Below are 22,295 nucleotides of genomic sequence, written 5' to 3' on the forward strand. Positions count from 1 at the left end.
GCGCGGCTTTTTCTTTTGATTGCGCGGCGCGGCCCCGGCAGGCCCTGACAGGACGGGGCCAGAAAGCTAAAGGATAATCATTCTTAATTACAGGGGCGGATTTTCCTGATAGCTTATGGCCTCTTTTTCGGGTTCACAGGGAGTTCGCCATGCTCAGCCCCCACGCTGCGCCGCAGCCTGTCCAAAGGGATTTCACCCTGCAGTTTCCCAATCCGCAGCACGCCGGCACGGCGGCGGTGGTGCCGGAAATCACCTTGTCCACCGGGACTGTGCTGATGGACAGCCAGATGTGGATGCAAGAGCCGCTCTGGCAAGGTTTGAAAATCATCCTGGTGCTCAGCGGCCAGCTCAATTGCCGGGTCGAGGGCCAGCCGGAAGTGGAAATTCGCGGCCCGACCCTGTGCGCCGTGGCCAACCAGGGCGAGCACTGCGGCGACCACCTGTTCGCCCGTGGCGTACCGGTGCGCTACACCACGGTGCAACTGGACTTCCCGTCGATCCGCAATGCCGGCCTGGAACCCGAGCGCCTGCTGGACCCGCGAGGCGGCGGGCCGATGCTGTTCTGCCAGCCGGCCAGCAAGCCACTGCTGGCCCTGGCCCAGCAAATCTTCACCTGCCCACTGCAAGGCCCGACCCGCTCCTTCTACCTGGGAGGCAAGGCCCTGGAGCTCACCGCCCTGGGGGTCGAGGGCATCCTCGCCCATGCCGAGTCGCGGCCGCTGCAGGACAGCCCCGGCAGCGCGGCGGACATCGAACGTATCCACGCCGCTCGGGACCTGCTGCTCAACTCATTGCAGGACTCGCCGTCGCTGTCGGAGCTGTCGCGTCAGGTGGGTCTGAATCCGCGCAAGCTCACCGCCGGCTTTCGCCAGGTGTTCGGCACCAGCGTCTATGCCTATCTGCAGGAGCAGCGCCTGGGCGAGGCTTACCGCTTGCTGGCCAGCGGCGAGACCAATGTCTCCAGCGCGGCCTATCGGGTCGGCTACAGCCCGGCGCATTTCTCCACCGCCTTTCGCAAGCGCTTCGGGGTTTCGCCCAAGTCCCTGCGCTGAGTCCGGCGCACTTGCCCTTGACCTTGCCCCGCCGTACCGCAAACGAAAGAAATGATCGCTCAAGCCAAAGTTTTAGGCCCTAACCCATGCTCACAAATGAGATACGTTTGCATTCTCATTTAATCCCCATCACGGAGTGAAGCATGGGCACCAGCGTTGCGCACCGAAACACCTCAGGTTGGCCAGTCGATTCTGCAGTTCCTCGCCCGCCCCTGCGCCGCAGTCCGCTGGCGTGCCTGATCCACGGCCTGGCCCTGGGCCTGTCGTTGACCCAGGCCGGTAGCGCGCTGGCCGCGGACGCCGAGCGCGAGCCGCAGCCGCCGCTGACCCTGGACACCAGCGTGATCAGCGCCACCCAGGTCGACTCCCCTACTGGCCAGCAAAGCGGCTACGTGGCCAAGCGCAGCCTCAGCGGGACCAAGACCGATGCCTCGTTGAGTGAGATTCCCCAGTCGATTTCCGTGATCACCCGCGACCAGATGGATGCCCAGCAGGTGCAGTCGGTGAACGAGGCGCTGCGCTACACCGCCGGGGTGCAGGCCAATACCACCGCCGCCAGCCAGCGTTTCGACACGATCTCGATCCGCGGTTTCGACGTCACCACCGGCATGCTCCGCGATGGCCTCAAGGGCAACACCGCCCAGGCCTGGCCCAAGGTCGAAGCCTATGGCCTGGAACGCATCGATGTGCTCAAGGGCCCGGCCTCGGTGCTGTTCGGCCAGAACTCGCCCGGAGGCGTGGTCAACCAGATCAGCAAGCGCCCGCTGGAGCAGCCCTTCCATGAAGTGCAGATCCAGGGCGGCAGCTTCGATCGGGCCCAGGGCCAGTTCGACTTCAGCGGCCCGCTGGACGATGAGGGGCAGTTCCTCTACCGCCTGGTGGGCCTGGAACGTGACAGCGGCACCCAGTTCGAGCACATCAAGGACGACAAGCAGTACTTCGCGCCCTCCTTCACCTGGAAGCCCAACGACGACACCCGCCTGACCCTGCTGGCCGACTACACCCAGGATGCGTTCGGCGCGCCCAGGGTGTCCCTGCCGGCCCAAGGCACCCTGCTCGGCAACCCCAATGGCAAGCTCAAGCACAACGTCTTCCTCGATGAACCGGGGCTGGACAACGACCGCACCCAGTACTCACTGGGCTACTTGCTGGAGCAGCGTCTGAACGATGTCTGGAGCCTCAATTCCAGCGCCCGCTACGGCCACGTCAACCTGCTGACCAACACCGCCAGCGGCAGAGCCCTGGAGCCCGATCTGCGCACGTTGAAACGCGATGCCTATCGCTTCCGCATCGTCGGCGACACCTACTCCCTGGACAACAACCTCCAGGCCCGCTGGAACCTGGGCAATACGCACATGGTGTCGCTTTTGGGGGTCGACTACCGGCGCACCCGCGAGGACTACTACCTGCGCGGCGGCGCTGCCTCGTCCATCGACATCTACAACCCGGTGCATGGCGGCGTGTTCAACCCCAACACGCCGTTCACCAACACCGTGCAGCGCGCCGATCAGGTCGGGGTCTACGCCCAGCAGCAGTTCACCTTCGACGAGCATTGGGTGCTCAGCGTCGGTGGCCGCCAGGACCGCTCCAGCGCCCGTACCGATAACCGCATGAACGACAGCGGCAGCAAGCAGAACGACGAGAAGTTCACCTACCGCACCGGCCTGGTGTACCTGGCGGACAACGGCCTGGCGCCGTACATCAGCTACTCCACGTCCTTCGACCCGGTACTGGGCACCAACTTCTACGGCACGCCGTACAAGCCCACCAGCGCCAAGCAATCGGAAGTGGGGGTCAAGTACCAGCCACCGGGGATCGACAGCTACATCACCCTGTCGCTGTTTGACCTGACCCAGGAAAACGTCAAGACCGCCGACCCGGCCCAACGCCTGAACACCCTGCAGACCGGCGAGGTGAACGTGCGCGGCATCGAGCTTGAAGGCAAGGCCAGCCTGGCCCGGGGCCTGGACCTGCTGGCGGCGCTGACCTACAACGACGCCGAGGTGAGCAAGAGCAACAACCCGCTGGAGAAAGGCCAGCGCCCCACCGACACCCCGGAAAAGATGGCCTCGCTGTGGGCCGACTACACCCTACCCGAAGGCCCGCTCGGCGGCCTCGGCTTTGGTGCCGGCGTGCGCTACATCGGGTCTACCCAAGCCGATGCCGCCAACACCGTCAGCGTGCCCTCCTACACCCTGCTGGACGCGGCGGTGCACTACGACTTCGACAAGCTGATCCCGGCGGCCAAGGGCCTGCGCCTGGCGGTGAACGCCACCAACCTCACCGACAAGCGCTACTACGAAGGCTGCTCGCTGACCAATTGCAGCGCCGGTTATGACCGCAGCGTCATCGCCAGCCTGCGCTACCGCTGGTAAGCCGCCGATGCTGCCCATGCGTGAACTCTGGCTGCGGCTGCATCGCTGGCTGGCCCTGAGCCTGGGGCTGCTCCTGGCGCTACTGGGCCTGAGCGGCGCCTTGCTGGAGCTCAAGGGACCGATCCTGCGCTGGGAGGTCGGTGCAACGATGCTGCAACTGGCCCCCGGCGAGCACGGCACGCGGCTGGAACAGGACGCCTGGATCAAGGCCGCCTCCGACGCCTACCCGCAGTTGCACAAAGTCTTCGGCGCGGCGCCACCGCGCCAGGGCTTTCTCGAATCGGACAACGTGATCGTCTTCGGTGCCCTCAAGGAGCGTCCCGGCACCGGCATCGCCATGATCGATCCCTACAACGGCGCGCCCCGGGGCTTCTTCGTCTTCGAGGACCTGTGGCTGGCCAAGCTGGTGGCGCTGCACCGCAGCCTGCTGTTGCCGCAGGCCTTGGGCTCGACCCTGGTGCTGGTGTGCGGCCTAGTGCTGCTGGGCTCCCTGGGCAGCGGCCTGTACCTGTGGTGGCCGGGCCGCCGCAGCTGGTGGAAAGCCGCCAGCCTGCGCCCCGGCAGCCAGGGCACCCGGCGCCTGCGCGAATGGCACAACCTCGCCGCCGCGTGGTTGTGCCTGCCCCTGCTGCTGATCGCCGCCAGCGGTGCCTGGCTCGCGCGCCCGGAGCTGTTTGGCTGGCTCACAGCCACGCCGATGGCGGTCAAGCCGCTGTTTTCCGCCGCCCACGGGCATTTGCTGCTGGGCACACCCGGCGCCTGGCTGGCTTTTCTCTGCGGTATTTCGTTACCCCTGCTGTACATCACCGGCCTGTTGTTGTGGTGGCGCAAGCGCGTCGCTCGCCGGGCCGTTCAATCGTTCAAGGAAACCTTACATGACACACCGTGATTTCTTGCGCCGCGCCCAGCGCGGGCTCTTGCTCGGCCTGCTGCCCCTGGGCCTGCTGTGGGCCGCCACGGCCAGCGCCGCGACCCTCACCGATCTGGCCGGACGCCAGGTCCAGGTGCCGGACAAGGTCGAGCACATCCTCCTGGGTGAAGGACGGATGATCTATTCCCTGTCGCTGCTCGAAGGCCGGAATCCCTTCGCCCGTCTCGCCGGTTGGCAAGGGGACTTTCGCGGCCTCGACGTGCAGGGCTACGAGGCCTACCACAAGGCTTTCCCCGAGGCGGACAAGGTGCCGCTGGTAGGCGGCACGTCCGCCGAAACCTTCAGCGTCGAAAAGGCCCTGGCGGTGCACCCGGACCTGGCGATCATGGCCCTGAGCGGCGGCCACGGGCCCAGCCCCCACAGCGAAGCGGTGAAGCAGCTGGAAGCGGCTGGGGTGGCGGTGATCTTCGTCGACTTCAGCGACCATCCCCTGAGCAACACCGTGCCCAGCATGCGCCTGCTGGGCCAGGCCCTGGGCCGTGAACAGCAGGCCGAGGCGTTCATCGCCTTCTACCAGCAGTCCCTGGCCCGGGTCAGCGACACCCTGGCCAAGGCCGGCAAGGTCCCGCAGCCGAAGATCTTCGTCGACATGCTCGCCGGCTTGCAGGATTGCTGCGGCTCCCCGGGCACCGGCAACTTCGGCGAAATGATCAAGCTGGCGGGCGGGCGCAACATCGCCGACGGGCGCATTCCCGGGCCCATTGGCGTGCTCAACGTGGAGTACATCCTTTCCAGCGATCCGGATGTGTACGTGGCCACCGGGGTGTTCGCTGCCGGCCAGGGCGGCGTGACCCTGGGTTATTCCGCCACCCTGCAACAGGCTCGGGACAGCCTGCGCCAGGCCGCCCAGCGCCCACCGCTGAACGAGTTGCGGGCGGTGCGCGAGGGCAATGTGCATGGCCTGTGGCACATTTTCTACGACTCGCCAGAGCACCTGATCGCGGTCCAGGCCCTGGCCAAGTGGCTGCACCCGGAGCTGTTCAAGGACCTGGACCCGGACCAGACTCGCCGCGAGCTGTACCAGCGCTTCATGCCGATTCCCGCCAGCGGCGTGTTCGCTACGAGCCTGCAACCATGACCCAGGCTGCCACCGACGTGCAGGAGCGCGTTGCCTCAGGGCATTACCAAAGACGCCATGGCCGCCGGGTGCTGCTGTTGTCCGCTCTGGCCCTGGCCTTGCTGCTGTCCCTGGCCCTGGACATCACCACCGGGCCTTCGGGCATGAGCCTCTCGCGCCTGCTGCAGGTGCTCTGGGACCCGGGCTCGATGCCCCGGGTCGAAGCGGTGATCGTGTGGAACGTGCGCCTGCCCTACGCCCTGATGGCGGTGCTGGTGGGCGCCGCCCTGGCCCTGGCCGGAGCGGAGATGCAGACCGTGCTCGACAACCCGCTGGCCAGCCCCTTCACCCTCGGCGTGTCCGCCGCCGCAGCCTTTGGCGCGGCCCTGGCCATTGTCCTGGGCCTGGGCCTTCCCGGGGTGCCGGCGCAGTACCTGATCTCGGCCAATGCCTTCCTGTTTGCCCTGGCCTCGGTGGCCTTGCTCTACCTGCTGGCGCGCTGGCGTGGCTTCGGCGTGGAAAGCCTGGTGCTGTTCGGCATCGCCCTGGTGTTCGCCTTCAACGCCCTGGTGGCCCTGCTGCAATTCGTCGCCACCCAGGACAGCCTGCAGCAACTGGTGTTCTGGACCCTGGGCAGCCTGGCCCGGGCCTCCTGGGAAAAGCTCGGGGTGCTGGCCGTGGCGCTGTTGCTGTGCCTGCCGTTTTCCCTGCGCCAGAGCTGGGCCCTGACCGCCCTGACCCTGGGCGAGGAACGGGCCCGCAGCTTCGGCATCGACGTCGGTCGCCTGCGTCTGCTGGCGCTGCTGCGCATCAGCCTGCTGTCGGCCCTGGCGGTGTCCTTTGTCGGCACCATCGGCTTTATCGGCCTGATCGCCCCGCACATCGCCCGGCTGCTGGTGGGCGAGGACCATCGGCTGTTCCTGCCGGCCAGCGTGCTCAGCGGCGGGCTGATCCTGTCCATGGCCTCCATCGCCAGCAAGGCCCTGATCCCCGGGGTGCTGGTGCCGGTGGGCATCGTCACCGCCCTGGTGGGCATTCCGTTTTTCATGGCCATCGTCATGCGCAACCGTCGAGGTGTCCTGTGAGCCTTAACGCCCCCTCCACGCCCGGGCTGAGCACAGCCGGCCTGAACATGCATTACGGCAGCCACCAGGTACTGCGCGACGTGAGCCTGCCGCCCCTGGCCCCCGGCACCCTGACCGCGCTGATCGGCCCCAACGCGGCGGGCAAATCGACCCTGCTGCGGGGCATCGCCGGGTTGCAGAAAACCACCGGGCAGGTGCTGCTCGATGGCGTCGACCTCAACCGCCTGCCCCAGGTCGAGCGCGCGCAGCACATCGTCTACCTGCCCCAGAGCCTGCCGGAACGCACGCGCCTGTGCGCCTTCGAAGCGGTGCTCAGCGCGGCCATGGCCGGGCATCGCGGTGCCGGCTTCGCCCCCGGCCGACCCAGCGCCGCGGTGCTGCACGGGGTCGAACAGGTGCTCCGGGACCTGGACCTCACCGCCCTGGCCGACCGTCCCATCGATGCCCTCTCCGGCGGCCAGCGCCAGTTGGTGGGGCTGGCCCAGGCCCTGGTGCGCCAGCCTCGGGTACTGCTGCTGGACGAACCCACCAGCGCCCTGGACCTGTACCACCAGTGCCAGGTGGTGGAGGCCATTACCCGGGCCACCCGCGAACGCCAGTTGATCACCCTGGTGGTGGTCCACGACATCAACCTGGCCCTGGGTTTCAGCCAGCAGGTGGTGGTCCTGCACAACGGCCGTCTGGCCGCCGCCGGACCGGCCCTGGAGGTGATCAACCAACAGCTGCTGCGCGACGTCTATGGCGTCGACGGGCGCCTGGAACAGGTGCGCGGTCGACCGCTGGTGATGGTCGACGGCCGCCTGCCCTTTCACTCAGCCCTGGGATAAACCATGACCCACTCACAACAGTTGCCCCTCGACACCCTGGACACGCCCCAGGCCGCCCCGGCCTTCGACCTGCGTCCGCTGTTGGTGGCCAACCTGGCCTGCACCATGGCGATGATGGCCTTTGTCTCGCTGATCGGTCCCATCGCACGAATTCTCGGCCTGGCAACCTGGCAAGCAGGCATGGCGGTGACCGTTTCCGGGGTGATCTGGATGCTCCTGGCCCGACCCTGGGGCCGGGCCAGTGACCGCCTGGGCCGACGGCAGATCCTGCTGCTGGGCACCGGCGGCTTCACCCTGGCCTTTCTCGCCCTGAGCCTATTCATCGACCTGGCGCTGCACGCCCTGCCCTCGGCCATCCTGGCCTTTGCCGGGCTGCTGCTGGGACGCGGCCTGATCGGGGTGTTCTACGCGGCGATTCCGGTGGGCGGCTACGCGCTGATCGCCGACAACATCGAGCCCGAGCACCGGGCCCGGGCCATGGCCTCGCTGGGGGCGGCCAACGCTTGCGGCCTGGTCCTGGGCCCGGCGATTGCCGCACTGCTGGCCCGCTACAGCCTGAGCCTGCCGTTCTATGTGCTGGCGCTGCTGCCGCTGCTGGGCTTCGCCTTCCTCAAGGCGCGGCTGCCGCGTCAGGAGCTGCACCTCAAGCAACCGCCCAAGTCGGTGAGCCTGACGGACCCGCGCCTGCGCCGGCCGCTGCTGGTGGCGTTCGTCTCGATGCTGTGCGTGGCCATGGCGCAGATCACCGTCGGCTTCTTCGCCCTCGACCGCCTGGGCATGGGTCCGGCGGAGGCGGCGCAGACCGCCGGTGTCGCCCTGACCCTGGTGGGGCTGGCGTTGATTGCCTCGCAACTGCTGGTGCGCAAGCTGGAGTGGCCGCCACTGCGGATGATCCGCGTCGGCGCCCTGGTGGCTGCAATGGGCTTTGCCGCGAGCATCCTCGCCGCTCACGCCTGGGTGCTGTGGCTGGGGTTCTTTGTCTCGGCCGCCGGCATGGGCTGGATCTTCCCCTCCTTCGCTGCCCTGGCCAGCAACGCAGTGGACGCTGCCGAGCAAGGCGCCACCGCCGGTTCCGTCGGTGCCGCCCAGGGCCTGGGGGTGGTGGTCGGGCCCTTGGCGGGCACCCTGATCTACGCGGTGGAGCCGCGCCTGCCCTACCTGCTGGCGGCGTTGCTGTTGTTGCTGGTGGCCTGCTGGCCTGAGGCCCGACGCCGCTGACCTTGGCGGGCGACCGGCTTGGGCGGCATTCCGACATAGCGCTCGCAAAGATCTGCAAGACAAAACAGGTTCGGTGGTCGATCGCCAAGCAAGGCCCGCAGGGCCTTTTCGCAGCTTCGCCGGGGCTCAGCAGCGGCTACACATGACAAAGGCAGCGCGGTCCCTGTAGCCGCTGCCGAGCCTGTGGCGAGGCTGCGAAAAGGTCCGCAGGACCTTGCCTGGCGATCTCCCGCCAAACCTCTATCGGCCTCAAGATCGCCGCGTCTGCCAGGTCACAATGCCGTCCGTTCGCAGCCTGCGGCAGCGGCTACACGTTGCTGCGGGCCATGCGCCGCAGGGCCAGGCTGTAGAGCAGCAAGGCCAGGCCCGCCAGGGCGCCGCCCGCCAGCCCGACATAGGCAAAACCCAACTGTCCGCCGACCCAGCTGCCGAGCAACGCACCACCGCCGATGCCGATGTTGTAGATCCCGGAGAACATCGCCATCGCCACGTCGGTGGCGTCCGACGCCAGCACCAGCACCTTGGATTGCAGGGCCAGGCCGAAGCCCATGATCGCCATGCCCCAGACCACGCTCAGCACCACCAGTGACCAGACATGGCCGTTGAGGGGCAACAGCAGGCTCAGGCACAGCGCCAGCAGGGTCACCGCCGTCAGCAGGAAGCCCTGGGGACTGTGGCGGTGCAACCAGCTGAACAGCAGCGAGCCGATGATCCCGGCACCGCCGAACACCAGCAGGATCAGGGTCACCACATCGCCCCCCAGGCCCGCCGCTACCTTGATGAACGGCTCGATGTAGCTGTAGGCGGTGAACTGCGCGGTGACCACCAGGGCCGTCAGCCCATAGATCGCCACCAGCGCCGGGCGTTTGAACAGCAGCGGCAGGCTGCGCAGGGAGCCGGAGTTCTGGCTGGGCAGCAGCGGCAAGGTGCGGATCAACCACAGCACCAGCAAGCCGGCCATGGCCGCGATCACGCCGAAGGTGGTACGCCAGCCCAGGGCCTCGCCCAGCAGGCGCCCCAGGGGAATGCCCAGGACCATGGCCAGGGAAGTGCCGGTGGCCAGCAGGCCCAGGGCCTGCACTTGCTTGCCCGGCGGCGCCAGGCGCACCGCCAGTGACGCGGTGATGGACCAGAACAGGGCATGGGCCAGGGCCACGCCGATGCGGCTGAGCATCAACAGGCCGAAGCTGTTGGCCAGGCTGGACAGCACATGGCTGACGATGAACAGCCCGAACAGCACCGTGAGCAACCGGCGCCGCTCGACGTTGCGGGTCAGCAGCATCACCGGCAGCGAGGTCAGGGACACGATCCAGGCGTAGATGGTCAGCATCAGCCCGACCCGCGCGGTAGGCAGGTCGAAGCTGGCGCCGATGGCGCTGAGCAGCCCCACCGGCACGAATTCCGTCGTGTTGAAGACAAAGGCCGCCAGCGCCAACGCGATGACCGGCTGCCAGTTACCTTGAGGTGTAGCCGCGGAGTTGCTCATGGGCGGGTCGTAATACTCTATCGATGATCGAACAGGTCCAGGACCCGATAAAAATGCACAACCCGGGCCAGGAACCATGACCGGGGGCTGCCCGCTTGCGCAGCTGGTGCGCGGTGTCGCTGCCTGTTTTTTTTGCGCGACACAGGCTGGCAGGCGCCTGGTCAGTTGCCCTGCGCCGCCTCGAAGACCGTCATGGCCAGCGCCACCCCTTTGAGCAGGCGCGCCTGGGGGACCCCGTCCCGGGCCTGTACCGACAGCCCGTGCAGCACCGTAGAGTAATAATCCCCCAGGGAAGTTGCATCGGTGTGTGCCGGCAGTTCGCCGGACTGCACCGCCGCTTCCAGGCGCTGGATGATGCTCGCGGTACGGGCCCGGCGATGCTCGGCCAGCCACTCACGCACGCCGTCGTTGTCGCTGGAGCAGTTCACCGCCGAGGACACCACCATGCAGCCCTGGGGATGACCGGCCCGGGTGTAGAGCGCCACCGCCTCTTTGAGCATGCGCTCGATGGCGACATAGGCGCTGGCTTCGCCCAGGGCCTGGTCGGCAAAGCCGCCCTCGTGGCTTTCATAGAGTTCGATGGCCTCGCGAAACAGCGCCTCCTTGGAACCGAAGGCGGCGTAGATCCGCGCCGAGGCGATCCCCAGGGCCGCCACCAGATCGGCCATGGAGGTGGTTTCAAATCCACGGGCCCAGAACAGCTCGAGCGCTTGGCGCAACGCCTGGTTGCGATCGAATTCGCGGGGTCTTCCAGCCATGGGGGTCGGGTATCTCGTCAGGACAAGGAAACTGACCGGCAGGGGCCGGTCAGTGGGTTGGCGCAAGGCGCCGCGACGAAATGATATTAGATTTGCACCGGCCCCGGCCATTTTCCATGGCCCGGGACCGCCTGCCCTTTCTTCAGTCGGCGCCCTCCTGAAGAAAGGGCAGCAGGTGAGCGAGGAACTCCTCCGGCGCCTCTTCCATGATGAAGTGCCCGCAGTCGGGCACGATGGCGCCGCGCAGATCCGTGGCATGGCCCTGCAGGGTCAGCAAGGGCGCATCGTTGGTGGCGTGCTCGGCGCCAATGGCCAGCACCGGCATTGCCAGCGGCCGCTGCGCGCGCAACTGATTCTGGCGCACGGTCTCGGGAATCGCCCGGTAGTAGGCAAAACCCGCACGCAGGCCACCCGGCGCGGCGTAAGCCTCGATATAGACCTCGGCGGCCACCGCCTCGCGGCGATGGGACCAGTGATCGAAGATGTAATTCAGGTAGGCCCGCTCGCGTCCGGCGATCAAGGCTTCCGGCAGGTCCCGCAGCTGGTTGAACATGAAGTGCCAGAGAAAGATGTTCTGCTCTGGCGCGACGAAGATCGGCGGCGCCGCCGCCAGCCCCGGGATCACCGCTTCGGTCAGCGCCAGGCGCTCCACCGCCTGCGGATGATCGCTGGCCAGGGCGTAGGCGATCCACATGCCGACGTCGTGGCCGACCACGCTGTAGCGCTCGAAGCCCAACTGCCCCATCACCTGGTGCAGCACCCCGGCCACATGGCCGGTGTCGTAGCCCTGCTCCGGGCGGTCGGACTGGCCGCTGCCCGGCGGGTCCACGGCAATGGCCTGGAAGCCCCGGGCAGCCAGGGCCTGGATCACTTCGCGCCAGGCGTACCAGGTCTGCGGCCAGCCGGGAATCAGCAGCACCGGCCGGCCCGTGCCGGCGCTGACACAGTGGATGCGCTGGCCGTCGATGCGCACATAGCGATGGGTCAGGCCGCCAGTGTCGGCCTGGGTGTTGTCGGTGAATGCAGTCATGGGGGTTCTCTTGATGAAGGGTTCAGGCAATGCCGAGCATGCGGTTGATCTGTTGGCGGTCGATCCCGGCCCCGGCGAAGTCGTCGAAGATCCGCTCGGTGACCTGGATCATGTGGCGGTTGATGAACTCGACACCTTCCCGGGCGCCGTCCTCCTGATCCTTGAGGCAGCACTCCCACTCCAGGGTCGCCCAGCCCGGGTAGTCGTATTGCGCCAGCTTGGCAAAGATCCCCTTGAAGTCGACCTGGCCGTCGCCCAGGGAACGGAAGCGCCCGGCCCGCTCGACCCAGGAGCTGTAGCCGCCGTAGATGCCCTGGCGGCCGCTGGGATTGAACTCGGCATCCTTGACGTGAAACATGCGGATGCGCTCGTGGTAGATGTCCAGGTAACTCAGGTAGTCCAACTGCTGCAGCACGAAATGGCTGGGGTCAAAGAGGATGTTGCAGCGCGGGTGACGGTCGACCAATTCATAGAAGCGCTCGAAGCTGGTGCCGTCGTGCAGGTCCTCGCTGGGATGGATCTCGTAGCACAGGTTGACCCCCTGCTCTTCGCACAGATCGAGGATCGGCCGCCAGCGCCGCGCCAGCTCCTCGAAAGCGGCTTCGATCAAGCCTTCTGGGCGTTGCGGAAAGGGAAACAGATAGGGCCAGGCCAGGGACCCGGAAAAGGTGCCCATGTCACCGAGCCCCAGGCGGCGCGAGGCCTTGGCCGCCAGCTTCATCTGCTCTATGGCCCAGGCTGTTCTGGCTTGGGGATTGCCCCGCAGCGCCTGGGGCGCGAAGTTGTCGCACATTGCGTCGTAGGCCGGATGCACCGCCACCAGCTGGCCGAAGATATGACTGGTCAGCTCACTGATCACCAGACCCTTTTGCGCCAGCTGGCCCTTGAGGTCATCGCAGTAATCCTGGCTGTCCGCCGCGGTGGCGACGTCGAACAGACGCGCATCCCAGGCAGGAATCTGCAGTGCCTTGAAACCCAGATCAGCAGCCCACTGGGCAATGCCCGACAGGCTGTTGAAGGGGGCGCTATCGGCACTGAACTGTGCCAGGTGCAGGCTGGGGCCCTTGAGGGTTTTCATCGAATTGCTCCCTATTCTTTGTTGGTCGACAAAGAATAGGGAGCCGCTGTTGCCACGTCAATCATCGGTGTGCGGAAAATGCTTTGGGGGCGGGCTGATCACCGGTAGCAGCTGGCTTGCCAGGGATGGCGCCGTTCTGCAAACGCGAACGCGCCGGGTACATGAACGGGAAGCGCATGGCGCTCTCCACACACTCGCCAGCTCGCACACGTTCAGTTGTTGGTTTCGCCTATCAATGAGTCCTGCGGGCAATAGCCTTCTACAACTGAATGAACAGCACATCATGAATGTGACTAAAGACTCAGTGAAATCAATTCATTACCCCTCAATTAATAGCCCAGCATAAACTGCAGCTCAATGATCGATAGCTTAGAAACACCACTAAGCAAAAGAACCTAGCAATAACATTGGAAAGTACAGAGAGCCGATAAATAAACTCAGGTTCCATCTCGGAAACCAGGACGCCATGAACAAAGAGCTTACATTTACCATCAAAAGCATTTGCTTCGACGAAAACTATCACCCCTCCGAAAACACCCGTATCACTACCAATTTCGCCAACTTGGCCCGTGGCAAAAGCCGCCAAGACAACTTGCGCAACACGTTGAAAATGATTGACAACCGCTTCAATGCCTTGGCGCATTGGGACAACCCCAAAGGCGATCGTTACGCTGTCGAACTTGAAATCGTTTCCGTTGAAATGGACATTGATACTGAAAACAGTGGCAACGCCATCCCTTTGATTGAAATACTGAAAACGAACATTTTCGACCGAAAGACCAATGAGCGCCTGGAAGGCATTGTCGGAAACAACTTCTCCTCTTACGTACGAGATTATGACTTTAGCGTTCTGTTATTGAACCACAACAAGGACCAGCCAGAATTCAGCACTCCCGACAACTTTGGAGAGCTGCATGGAAAGCTGTTCAAGCACTTCATCCACTCAAGCGCCTACAAAGAAAACTTTAGCAAACCACCGGTTATTTGCCTCAGTGTTTCCAGCAGCCGAACCTATCATCGGACTGAGAACCAGCACCCTGTCTTGGGTTTTGAATACCAGCAGGATGAATATTCTTTAACCGATGATTACTTCAAGAAGATGGGATTGAAGGTTCGCTACTTCATGCCTGCAAACAGCGTTGCGCCTTTGGCTTTCTATTTCGTCGGCGACTTGCTCAGTGACTACACCAATCTTGAGTTGATCAGCACCATCAGCACGATGGACACCTTCCAGAAGATTTACCGCCCTGAAATCTACAATGCCAATTCTGCGGCAGGAAAATCCTATCAACCAAGTCTGAAACACCAGGATTACTCACTGACTCGTATCGTCTATGACCGAGAGGAACGTAGCCGCCTGGCTATTGAGCAGGGGCAGTTTGTTGAGGAGAACTTCATCAAGCCGTACCAGGCCATCCTTGAGCAGTGGTCCGCCCATTGCGCTCTTTGACTCATTGAAATCACAAGGCCATTGATGATGAAAAAACTGTTACCCACCTCAACTGCCGGCAGCTTGCCTAAACCCTCCTGGCTTGCACAACCTGAAACACTGTGGTCGCCCTGGAAGTTGCAAGGCGAGGAATTGGTCGAGGGCAAACACGATGCTTTACGTTTGTCACTGCAGGAACAACAACAGGCCGGTATTGATATCGTCAGTGATGGCGAACAAACGCGCCAACACTTTGTCACTACCTTTATTGAACACCTCAGCGGCGTTGATTTTGCAAAACGTGAAACCGTTAGAATTCGTGATCGCTATGATGCGAGCGTGCCAACGGTGGTGGGTGCTGTTGCTCGGCAAAAACCGGTATTTGTTGAAGATGCCAAGTTTTTACGTCAGCAAACCAAACAACCCATAAAATGGGCGCTGCCAGGCCCCATGACCATGATCGACACGCTTTATGACAGCCATTATAAAAGTCGCGAAAAACTGGCTTGGGAATTCGCCAAGATCCTCAATCAGGAAGCCCGAGAGTTAGAGGCTGCCGGTGTGGATATCATCCAGTTTGATGAGCCCGCCTTTAACGTCTTCTTTGATGAGGTGAATGATTGGGGAGTGGCCACCCTGGAAAGGGCCATTGAAGGCCTCAAGTGTGAAACGGCGGTCCATATTTGCTATGGCTACGGCATCAAGGCCAACACAGATTGGAAAAAGACTCTGGGATCAGAGTGGCGACAATATGAAGAGGCTTTCCCCAAGCTGCAAAAATCCAGTATCGATATAGTCTCGCTGGAATGTCACAACTCTCATGTCCCAATGGATCTCATTGAACTCATCAGAGGCAAAAAAGTGATGGTCGGGGCCATTGACGTGGCCTCCAACACCATTGAAACACCAGAGGAAGTGGCCAATACCCTACGCAAAGCACTGCAGTTCGTAGAGGCCGACAAACTCTATCCATGCACCAACTGTGGCATGGCGCCATTAGCTCGTGGAGTGGCAAGAGGCAAGCTAAAGGCATTAAGCGCTGGTGCAGACATTATCCGAAGAGAACTCTCGAACCCGTGCTGAGCTGAAGCCGGAAATGCTGTGCGGGAGGATTGAAGCAGTGGATTAAAAAGTTACCGGGCTGCTTCAGGCCCTCCTCGACACTTTCGAGCAGCACCCGATATTTAGGACCCTCCATGTCACTTCCCAGAACGGCTATCGAGCCATTGAGCTTTCGCGAAGCGCTCGGGCACTACGCATCCGGTATCACGGTGATTACCTCGCAGGTTGCTGGCGAGCCGATCGGCTTTACCTGCCAGTCGTTTTATAGCGTGTCGATGAGCCCGCCACTGGTGTCATTCAGCGTCATGTCCGGCTCGGCCAGCTATCCCAAGATTCGCCAGGCGGGTCGATTCGCGGTCAATATCCTGTCCGGTGAGCAGGTCAGGATTTCCAACCAGTTCGCTCGCAAAGGCACGGACAAGTGGCATGGCGTCCAATGGCAGGAATCGCCGCTGGGTAATCCGATCATTGCCGGCAGCCTGCATTGGCTGGATTGTGACATTCACGCCGAACACGCCGCAGGTGATCACCTGATCGTGATTGGTGAAGTGAAAGCGTTGAACCTGCAACAAGCGGCGGCTGCGCAGCCATTGCTGTATTTCAAAGGGCAGTATTGCAACCTCGCAGCCCATGGCTCGGTTTGAAGCCTTGAGCTGCGCGGTGCCCTTTCGCTGAGGGCCTGTTGCAGGCCACTGGCTTGCTTGCGAATCAGACAGACGCCGTTGCCGCGGCCTCTTGGCGATAGTGCCGAACCACGACGCCGCCGATAGCCGCCAAACGGCCGCACCTCCCCCTCACTCTTGTACCGGAATCTGCCGCAACGGCTTCACCGACTTGAAGGAAAAGCTCGAGTAGATTTCCTTTACCGCCGGCAGGGTCTGCAGCACCTCTCGGGCAAATTCGCCGAAGGACTCCAGGTCCTTGGCCAGCACTTCGAGAAGAAAGTCATAGCGCCCGGAGACGTTGTGGCAGGCGATGATTTCCGGGATTTCCAGCAGCCGCTGCTCGAAAGCCCGAGCCGTCTCCCGGGAATGGGATTCCATCATCACGCTGACAAAGGCAGTGACCCCATAGCCCAGCGCCTTGGGCGAGAGGATCGCCTGGTAGCCGGTGATCACCCCGCTCTCTTCCAGCAACTTGACCCGGCGCCAGCACGGCGAGGTGGTGAGGGCCACGCTGTCCGCCAGCTCGGCATTGGTCAGCCGGGCATTGTCTTGCAGGGCAATCAGCAGGGCTTTGTCCGTACGATCCAGGCTCTGGGGCATGTTTTGCCTCTTTATCTTGTTTTTATGATGATTTATTCCAATCAAGTGCTTTTTTTGGAGCCAGATTAGAATTTATTGCGCCGGATTTGAGCATAGCATTAGGGAAAATCCGAGAGTGTTCACCATGAACAATAAAAACAGTGACCTTGGTTTTTCCACCCGAGCCATCCACCACGGCTATAACCCTCAGGAGCATCAGGGCGCGCTGATTCCGCCGATCTACCTGACCTCCACCTTTACCTTCGCCACCACCGAATATGGCGCTGGCTGCTTTGCCGGCGAAGAACCCGGCTACTTCTACACCCGCATCGGCAACCCGACCCTGGCGTTGCTGGAAGCGCGCATGGCGGCCCTGGAAAATGGCGAAGCTGCAGTGGCCTTCGGTTCCGGCATGGGCGCCATTGCCGCCACCCTGTGGACCCTGCTGCGCCCCACCGACGAAATCATCGTCTGCCGGACCTTGTATGGCTGCACCTTCGCGCTCCTGCACCACGGCCTGGCCGAGTTCGGGGTCAAGGTGCGCCATGTGGACATGAGCGATCTGGGCAACCTGCGGGCCGCCATCAGCCCGGCCACACGCATGATCTATTGCGAGTCCCCGGCCAATCCCAACATGCAACTGGTGGACATTGCCGCCGTGGCCGAAATCGCCCGCCAGCATCCGCGCATCACCTTTGCCGTGGACAACACCTATTGCACCCCTTACCTGCAGCGCCCACTGGAGCTGGGGGCCGATCTGGTGGTGCATTCGGCGACCAAATACCTCAACGGCCACGGTGACATCACTGCCGGTATCGTGGTCACCCGCCAGAGCCTGGCGGAGCGCATTCGCCTGCAGGGCCTGAAGGACCTCACCGGCGCCGTGCTTTCGCCGCAGGACGCCTTTCTCCTCATGCGCGGCCTCAAGACCCTGGCCCTGCGCATGGAGCGCCACTGTAGCAACGCCCAGATCATCGCCGAGTACCTGCAAGAGCATCCGCGGGTGCAGTGGGTCGCCTACCCCGGCCTGCCGTCCTTCGCGCAATACGGCCTGGCGCAACAGCAGATGAAATTGCCCGGCGGCATGCTCGCCTTTGAACTCAAGGGCGGCCTGGCCACCGGCAGCCGCTTCATGAACGCCCTGCAACTGTTCAGTCGCGCAGTGAGCCTGGGGGACGCCGAGTCCCTGGCCCAGCACCCGGCGAGCATGACCCATTCCACCTACACCCCGGAAGAACGGGCCGAACACGGCATCGCCGAAGGCCTGGTGCGCCTGTCGGTGGGCCTGGAAGACATCGCCGACCTGCTGGCCGATCTCGCCCAGGCCCTGGATGCCTGTGTCGAACCTGCGGCGCCGCTACCGGCCGTCGAGGCCGTGGCCAGGATCGGCAAGGCCCTTCCTTGAGCCGGGTCAACGCCGTTCCGGGCTGTCCGGTCTACAACCCCGAGTTGCCGATGCGCCGCTGCCTGCGGCGCATCATGCATCCAAGCAACACCCGCAACACCCTTTGAATCGTTACCCACAGGAGTGGAACAACATATGAGTCGTATCAATAACAAAGCCACCCAACTGCTCAGCGCCATGATCCTTGCCGGTCTCGCCTGCCATTCCCTGGCAGCCGACAGCATCCGGATCGGCATCGCCGGGGCCAAGACCGGCCCGGTGGCGCAATACGGTGACATGCAGTTCAGCGGCGCGCGCATGGCCATCGAGCAGATCAACGCCAAGGGTGGCGTCGACGGCAAGCAACTGGTGGCCGTGGAATACGACGATGCCTGCGACCCCAAGCAAGCGGTGGCCGTGGCCAACAAAGTGGTGAATGACGGCGTCAAGTTCGTGGTCGGGCACCTGTGCTCCAGCTCCACTCAGCCGGCGTCCGACATCTACGAAGATGAAGGCATCGTGATGATCACCCCGGCGGCTACCAGCCCGGAGCTGACGGCCCGGGGCTACAAGATGGTGTTCCGCACCATCGGCCTGGACAACGCCCAGGGCCCGGCGGCGGCACGCTACATCGCCCAGCTGAAACCGACCAATGTGGCGGTGCTGCACGACAAGCAGCAGTACGGTGAAGGCATCGCCAGCTCGGTCAAGGACATCCTCGGCAAGGAAGGCATCAAGGTCGCGATGTTCGAAGGCATCAACGTCGGCGAGCGCGACTACTCGTCGATCCTGGCCAAGCTCAAGCAGGCCAATGTCGATTTCGTGTACTTCGGCGGCTACCACCCGGAAATGGGCCTGCTGCTGCGCCAGGCCAAGGAAAAGGGCCTGACCGCGCGCTTCATGGGCCCTGAAGGCGTAGGCAACGACTCGATCTCGCAGATCGCCAAGGACGCCTCCGAAGGCATGCTGGTAACCCTGCCCAAGTCCTTCGACCAGGACCCGGCCAACAAGGCCCTGGTGGAAGCCTTCGAAGCCAAGAAGGAAAACCCCAGCGGCCCGTTCGTGCTGCCGTCCTACTCGGCCGTGGAAGTGATTGCCGGGGGCATCGCCGCGGCCAAGAGCGAAGACCCGGAGAAAGTCGCCGAGGCGATCCACAAAGGCACCTTCAAGACCCCCACCGGGGACTTGAGCTTCGACGAGAAAGGCGACCTCAAGGACTTCAAGTTCGTGGTCTATGAATGGCATTACGGCAAGCCCAAGAGCGTAGCGGTAGAAAGCGCCGGGCTGTAAGCCGGTAACGGCGCGCCGCTCCTCCCCGGGAGCGGCGCGCCGCTGGCGTCAAAAAAAAAACAATAACCTCAAACAAAACAGGGTCTTAGAGCAAAAAACTTTACTACTCCGCCCCCCCGCAAAAATAATACCCTACTTATCAACTTGGGAATAACCACCCCACAACAGCAACTAAGACCTGTTACCGCAACACTTCAAGCATGCTGTAAATCCGCCAAAACCCAGACTAGACAAGCAATACTTTCGGCGTAGATCGTTAGCACGCTTAGTTACTTGACAATGAACTTACGATTCCGAAAATCCGAACTCAAAAGCCTGCACCCTGCCTGAACATCCCGCCTTCACCCCCGCCGCCGTTGGACATAACGCCCTGAACCGAGCGACAACCAGTAACACTGTGAAAGACTTCCCTCTTGAAATCTCTTAGCCAAATAGTCAACTACCTGCTAATAGACACCCCCTCCGTTAATTACCACCAAACAACTTGAAATAACATTTGCACACTAAATTCACTTTTGTTTATTGTGCGCCTACGCCCTTGCTAGCCTATTAGTAAGAGACGGATTCCCGGCGTCAAAAACTTGTTCAAGGAGAAAAGAACGTGGATCCTTTTATCGGAGAAATTCGCTTGTTCCCCTGGGGCTGGGCACCTGAGGGTTGGCTCCCTTGCGAGGGCCAGGTTCTACCCATCAACACCCATGTGGCGCTGGCTTCCCTACTGGGCAGAACCTATGGCGGTGACGGCAGTACGACGTTCGGCCTGCCGGATCTGCGTGGCCGGGTCGCTCTGGGGCAGAACTACAGGGCCTCCACTGTCGATCCGATCATGGATGTGCACGCGCTGGGCACCAAAGGCGGTAGCGAAACCGTGACGATGCCGCAAAACTCGGTGGCAAAGCATAACCACGCCACGCACGTCTCCAACGATCCGGGCAACGATGACCCGGGCGGCAATATTCCCGCTGTCAGCTCGAACACCAAGGGGGTCCCGGCAAAACCGACCTATACCCCGGCAACCGGCACTCTGATCGCCCTCAACAGCGCGACCGTCACCCCAACGCCAGGCATGCCCATGCCGAATGTGCAGCCCTCCATCGTGGGCTATTTCTGCATCGCTACGACGGGCATCTACCCGCCGCGCCAGTAACGGCTGTCTACAGACCCTCAAGCAAGGAAACTGACATGTCTGAAGCTTTCGTCGGAGAAATCCGCATGTTCGCCGGCAACTATGCGCCAGAGAATTGGGCGTTCTGTGACGGTTCGCTGATGCCCATCAGCAACTTCCAGGTCCTCTACTCGTTACTGGGCACCCTGTACGGCGGCAACGGCAGCACCAACTTCGGTCTCCCGGACTACCGTGGCCGGCTCCCCGTGGGCCAAGGCGCCGGCACCGGACTGACCCCAAGGACACTAACGCAGAAGTTTGGCGTGGAAACCGTGACCATGAGGCCGGAAAACACTGCCCCCCACACCCATGGCTTTATGGTGAGCGCCCAAGATGCCACGTCGCCGATCCCATCCCCAGCCGCAACGGCCAATAGCATGACCTTTGGCAAATTCCCGGGCGCGGGGATCATCACCGGACTGTACAGCGCAGGAACCGGAACATCCGTCACCGTTGCGATGAACCCGCAGTTTCTCGACTCGGCACTGACCCCGAGCGGTGGCGCCACGACCCCCCACAGCAACCTGATGGGTTCGTTGGCGATCAACTACATCATTTGCCTGGTCGGCCTCTATCCGACCCGACAGCAGTGACCCCCTCACTCAATCTGGAATGACCGATCATGGACGCTTTTACCGGTGAAATCAGACTGTTCCCCTACAACTTCGTCCCGCAAAACTGGGCGTACTGCGATGGCTCGCTCATCACCGTCCAGCAGAATCCAGCCCTCTATTCGGTGATTGGCAACCTGTATGGCGGCACTCCCGGACAGAACTTCAATCTGCCCAATCTCAACGGGCGCGTGGCCATGGGGGCCGGGCCCGGCCCCGGGCTGACCGACAGGCCAGTTGGCACGGCCGTGGGAGCCGACCGGATAACCATGGTGGCCAGCAACTTCGCCCCGCATACCCATCAGGTGTTGGCCAAGGACGGCAGCGAATCGGCGGCCGCTCTGGATATTCCCAACAACACCGCCTACCTGGCACAACCGCGCAACGTCCGCCTGTACAACAACACCGCACCAACGGCGACAAACCAGACACTGGCGGCCACCACGGTGGGCGACACCGGTAGCGGCGCAACGTCGACGGCCTTGCGCAACACCATGCAACCCTTCCAGACACTGTCCTACTGCATCTGCCTGGATGGCGAGTACCCGATCAGAAGCTCATGACTCACATCACCGCTCTCCATTTGCCGGCAGGCAACGTGGCTGTACTGCGCAAGCAGAACAGCCATGACCTGGGATTTCTCCAGGCGCTGTACGCCTCACGCCGCTGGGCCGAAGTCAGTGCAGTGCCTGGCTGGAACGACGCCCAGCGCCGGGCTTTCCTGCACTCCCAGGCCGAGCTGCAACGCCAGCATTATGAAAAACACTTTCCCGCCGCGGACTTTCTGATCGTCGAACAGGCCGGCAGCCCGATCGGGCGCCTGTGTGTGCAGTACGCGGCCGACGATGTGCGCATTGTCGATATTGCCCTGCTACCGGACTGGCATGGCCGGGGCATCGGCACCCAGTTGCTGCGCACGGTACTGGCCAAGGCCGACGCCCAGCGTCAGAGCTGCAGCCTGAGCGTCGAACAGGGCAGCCGTGCCCGCCGGCTGTATGAGCGGCTGGGCTTCCGGGCCGGTGCCGACAGTGGCCTGTACACCCAAATGCAGCGTCCCGCGCGGATGGCCGCCCGGGAAGAGATCGACAGTCCCTGAGCATCAAGTAATACCTGCCCCCCAAGGGGCCGGCTGTAGCCGTGCTGTAACCGCTGGACCTTTATCAACACTTACGCTGGACACGACCCTCAAACCGGTCGCAAGGCAGGAAGCCCT

The 22,295-nt window shown here is 63.0% G+C and carries 21 protein-coding genes; 16 read left to right on the forward strand and 5 right to left on the reverse strand.

Annotated features, from left to right (window positions below; genetic code table 11):
• Nucleotides 1-149: 149 nt before the first annotated feature.
• The 7 genes from PFZ56_RS23250 to PFZ56_RS23280 all read left to right on the forward strand — a co-directional run bounded on the left by PFZ56_RS23250 (nt 150) and on the right by PFZ56_RS23280 (nt 8,545).
• Entirely contained in the window at nt 150-1,052 is a 903-nt protein-coding gene (locus PFZ56_RS23250; protein ID WP_102863102.1) for an AraC family transcriptional regulator, read from the forward strand.
• A 143-nt stretch (nt 1,053-1,195) separates the two neighbouring features.
• Nucleotides 1,196-3,427, forward strand: a complete 2,232-nt coding sequence (locus tag PFZ56_RS23255; protein ID WP_170004686.1) for a TonB-dependent siderophore receptor — start codon at nt 1,196-1,198, stop codon at nt 3,425-3,427.
• A gap of 16 nt (nt 3,428-3,443) precedes the next feature.
• Nucleotides 3,444-4,316: a PepSY-associated TM helix domain-containing protein gene (locus PFZ56_RS23260; RefSeq protein ID WP_273923374.1), complete on the forward strand. Its 873-nt coding sequence runs from the start codon at nt 3,444-3,446 to the stop codon at nt 4,314-4,316.
• Nucleotides 4,303-5,436, forward strand: a complete 1,134-nt coding sequence (locus tag PFZ56_RS23265; RefSeq protein WP_170004826.1) for an ABC transporter substrate-binding protein — start codon at nt 4,303-4,305, stop codon at nt 5,434-5,436. The genes PFZ56_RS23260 and PFZ56_RS23265 overlap by 14 nt, the downstream gene beginning before the upstream one ends.
• Nucleotides 5,433-6,500, forward strand: coding sequence for an iron ABC transporter permease (locus tag PFZ56_RS23270; RefSeq protein ID WP_123394426.1), 1,068 nt, complete (start codon nt 5,433-5,435; stop codon nt 6,498-6,500). The genes PFZ56_RS23265 and PFZ56_RS23270 overlap by 4 nt, the downstream gene beginning before the upstream one ends.
• Nucleotides 6,497-7,327 carry an ABC transporter ATP-binding protein gene (locus PFZ56_RS23275; RefSeq protein WP_253085354.1) on the forward strand — a complete coding sequence of 277 codons (831 nt, stop codon included), beginning with the start codon at nt 6,497-6,499 and terminating at the stop codon, nt 7,325-7,327. The genes PFZ56_RS23270 and PFZ56_RS23275 overlap by 4 nt, the downstream gene beginning before the upstream one ends.
• A 3-nt stretch (nt 7,328-7,330) precedes the next feature.
• Nucleotides 7,331-8,545 (forward strand): MFS transporter, encoded by a 1,215-nt coding sequence (locus PFZ56_RS23280; RefSeq protein WP_110596534.1) that lies wholly within the window; start codon nt 7,331-7,333, stop codon nt 8,543-8,545.
• A gap of 307 nt (nt 8,546-8,852) precedes the next feature.
• Here PFZ56_RS23280 and PFZ56_RS23285 read toward each other — a convergent pair whose 3' ends face one another.
• The 4 genes from PFZ56_RS23285 to PFZ56_RS23300 form a co-directional block, all read right to left on the reverse strand.
• Nucleotides 8,853-10,031, reverse strand: coding sequence for a sugar transporter (locus tag PFZ56_RS23285; RefSeq protein WP_102880201.1), 1,179 nt, complete (start codon nt 10,029-10,031; stop codon nt 8,853-8,855).
• 161 nt (nt 10,032-10,192) lie between these two features.
• Nucleotides 10,193-10,789 (reverse strand): TetR/AcrR family transcriptional regulator, encoded by a 597-nt coding sequence (locus PFZ56_RS23290; RefSeq protein WP_102880200.1) that lies wholly within the window; start codon nt 10,787-10,789, stop codon nt 10,193-10,195.
• Nucleotides 10,790-10,931: 142 nt separating this feature from the next.
• Nucleotides 10,932-11,819, reverse strand: coding sequence for an alpha/beta fold hydrolase (locus PFZ56_RS23295; RefSeq protein ID WP_102863092.1), 888 nt, complete (start codon nt 11,817-11,819; stop codon nt 10,932-10,934).
• 22 nt (nt 11,820-11,841) lie between these two features.
• Nucleotides 11,842-12,897, reverse strand: a complete 1,056-nt coding sequence (locus PFZ56_RS23300; protein WP_170004822.1) for a sugar phosphate isomerase/epimerase — start codon at nt 12,895-12,897, stop codon at nt 11,842-11,844.
• 466 nt (nt 12,898-13,363) lie between these two features.
• Here PFZ56_RS23300 and PFZ56_RS23305 point away from each other — a divergent pair, with 466 nt between their 5' ends.
• The 3 genes from PFZ56_RS23305 (at nt 13,364) to PFZ56_RS23315 (ending at nt 16,032) form a co-directional block, all read left to right on the forward strand.
• On the forward strand, nt 13,364-14,347 hold the full coding sequence (locus tag PFZ56_RS23305) for a DUF1852 domain-containing protein (RefSeq protein WP_170004820.1): 984 nt from the start codon (nt 13,364-13,366) through the stop codon (nt 14,345-14,347).
• 27 nt (nt 14,348-14,374) lie between these two features.
• Entirely contained in the window at nt 14,375-15,409 is a 1,035-nt protein-coding gene (locus PFZ56_RS23310; protein WP_170004818.1) for a methionine synthase, read from the forward strand.
• Between the two features lie 113 nt (nt 15,410-15,522).
• The gene (locus tag PFZ56_RS23315; RefSeq protein ID WP_102880195.1) at nt 15,523-16,032 is read left to right on the forward strand and encodes a flavin reductase family protein; all 510 of its coding nucleotides are present in this window, start codon (nt 15,523-15,525) and stop codon (nt 16,030-16,032) included.
• 150 nt (nt 16,033-16,182) lie between these two features.
• Here the strand turns inward: PFZ56_RS23315 and PFZ56_RS23320 are convergent, their stop codons facing one another.
• Nucleotides 16,183-16,653 (reverse strand): Lrp/AsnC family transcriptional regulator, encoded by a 471-nt coding sequence (locus PFZ56_RS23320; protein WP_102863087.1) that lies wholly within the window; start codon nt 16,651-16,653, stop codon nt 16,183-16,185.
• Between the two features lie 124 nt (nt 16,654-16,777).
• Between PFZ56_RS23320 and PFZ56_RS23325 the strand changes: the two genes are divergently transcribed.
• From PFZ56_RS23325 to PFZ56_RS23350, 6 genes are all read left to right on the forward strand, one after another.
• On the forward strand, nt 16,778-18,037 hold the full coding sequence (locus tag PFZ56_RS23325) for a methionine gamma-lyase (RefSeq protein ID WP_170004816.1): 1,260 nt from the start codon (nt 16,778-16,780) through the stop codon (nt 18,035-18,037).
• A 135-nt stretch (nt 18,038-18,172) separates the two neighbouring features.
• On the forward strand, nt 18,173-19,306 hold the full coding sequence (locus tag PFZ56_RS23330) for a branched-chain amino acid ABC transporter substrate-binding protein (RefSeq protein ID WP_170004814.1): 1,134 nt from the start codon (nt 18,173-18,175) through the stop codon (nt 19,304-19,306).
• Between the two features lie 601 nt (nt 19,307-19,907).
• The gene (locus tag PFZ56_RS23335; protein ID WP_102880193.1) at nt 19,908-20,453 is read left to right on the forward strand and encodes a phage tail protein; all 546 of its coding nucleotides are present in this window, start codon (nt 19,908-19,910) and stop codon (nt 20,451-20,453) included.
• A gap of 35 nt (nt 20,454-20,488) precedes the next feature.
• A complete protein-coding gene (locus tag PFZ56_RS23340; RefSeq protein ID WP_102880192.1) occupies nt 20,489-21,064 on the forward strand; it encodes a phage tail protein in 576 nt (191 codons plus the stop codon).
• Between the two features lie 29 nt (nt 21,065-21,093).
• Nucleotides 21,094-21,645: a phage tail protein gene (locus tag PFZ56_RS23345; protein ID WP_102880191.1), complete on the forward strand. Its 552-nt coding sequence runs from the start codon at nt 21,094-21,096 to the stop codon at nt 21,643-21,645.
• Nucleotides 21,642-22,178, forward strand: coding sequence for a GNAT family N-acetyltransferase (locus tag PFZ56_RS23350; RefSeq protein ID WP_102880190.1), 537 nt, complete (start codon nt 21,642-21,644; stop codon nt 22,176-22,178). Before PFZ56_RS23345 ends, PFZ56_RS23350 begins: the two co-directional genes overlap by 4 nt.
• The last annotated feature ends 117 nt before the right edge of the window (nt 22,179-22,295 follow it).

This window comes from Pseudomonas danubii (genome assembly GCF_042980055.1).
GTDB classification, from domain to species: Bacteria; Pseudomonadota; Gammaproteobacteria; order Pseudomonadales; family Pseudomonadaceae; genus Aquipseudomonas; species Aquipseudomonas danubii.

Bases quoted from the DNA above. Each gene is read 5' to 3' on its own strand.
- PFZ56_RS23320 (WP_102863087.1), bottom strand. From the start codon at position 16,653: ATGCCCCAGAGCCTGGATCGTACGGACAAAGCCCTGCTGATTGCCCTG.
- PFZ56_RS23310 (WP_170004818.1), top strand. From the start codon at position 14,375: ATGAAAAAACTGTTACCCACCTCAACTGCCGGCAGCTTGCCTAAACCC.
- PFZ56_RS23265 (WP_170004826.1), top strand. From the start codon at position 4,303: ATGACACACCGTGATTTCTTGCGCCGCGCCCAGCGCGGGCTCTTGCTC.
- PFZ56_RS23285 (WP_102880201.1), bottom strand. From the start codon at position 10,031: ATGAGCAACTCCGCGGCTACACCTCAAGGTAACTGGCAGCCGGTCATC.
- PFZ56_RS23250 (WP_102863102.1), top strand. From the start codon at position 150: ATGCTCAGCCCCCACGCTGCGCCGCAGCCTGTCCAAAGGGATTTCACC.
- PFZ56_RS23295 (WP_102863092.1), bottom strand. From the start codon at position 11,819: ATGACTGCATTCACCGACAACACCCAGGCCGACACTGGCGGCCTGACC.
- PFZ56_RS23255 (WP_170004686.1), top strand. From the start codon at position 1,196: ATGGGCACCAGCGTTGCGCACCGAAACACCTCAGGTTGGCCAGTCGAT.
- PFZ56_RS23350 (WP_102880190.1), top strand. From the start codon at position 21,642: ATGACTCACATCACCGCTCTCCATTTGCCGGCAGGCAACGTGGCTGTA.
- PFZ56_RS23290 (WP_102880200.1), bottom strand. From the start codon at position 10,789: ATGGCTGGAAGACCCCGCGAATTCGATCGCAACCAGGCGTTGCGCCAA.
- PFZ56_RS23325 (WP_170004816.1), top strand. From the start codon at position 16,778: ATGAACAATAAAAACAGTGACCTTGGTTTTTCCACCCGAGCCATCCAC.
- PFZ56_RS23305 (WP_170004820.1), top strand. From the start codon at position 13,364: ATGAACAAAGAGCTTACATTTACCATCAAAAGCATTTGCTTCGACGAA.
- PFZ56_RS23330 (WP_170004814.1), top strand. From the start codon at position 18,173: ATGAGTCGTATCAATAACAAAGCCACCCAACTGCTCAGCGCCATGATC.
- PFZ56_RS23260 (WP_273923374.1), top strand. From the start codon at position 3,444: ATGCGTGAACTCTGGCTGCGGCTGCATCGCTGGCTGGCCCTGAGCCTG.
- PFZ56_RS23340 (WP_102880192.1), top strand. From the start codon at position 20,489: ATGTCTGAAGCTTTCGTCGGAGAAATCCGCATGTTCGCCGGCAACTAT.
- PFZ56_RS23270 (WP_123394426.1), top strand. From the start codon at position 5,433: ATGACCCAGGCTGCCACCGACGTGCAGGAGCGCGTTGCCTCAGGGCAT.
- PFZ56_RS23280 (WP_110596534.1), top strand. From the start codon at position 7,331: ATGACCCACTCACAACAGTTGCCCCTCGACACCCTGGACACGCCCCAG.
- PFZ56_RS23345 (WP_102880191.1), top strand. From the start codon at position 21,094: ATGGACGCTTTTACCGGTGAAATCAGACTGTTCCCCTACAACTTCGTC.
- PFZ56_RS23315 (WP_102880195.1), top strand. From the start codon at position 15,523: ATGTCACTTCCCAGAACGGCTATCGAGCCATTGAGCTTTCGCGAAGCG.
- PFZ56_RS23300 (WP_170004822.1), bottom strand. From the start codon at position 12,897: ATGAAAACCCTCAAGGGCCCCAGCCTGCACCTGGCACAGTTCAGTGCC.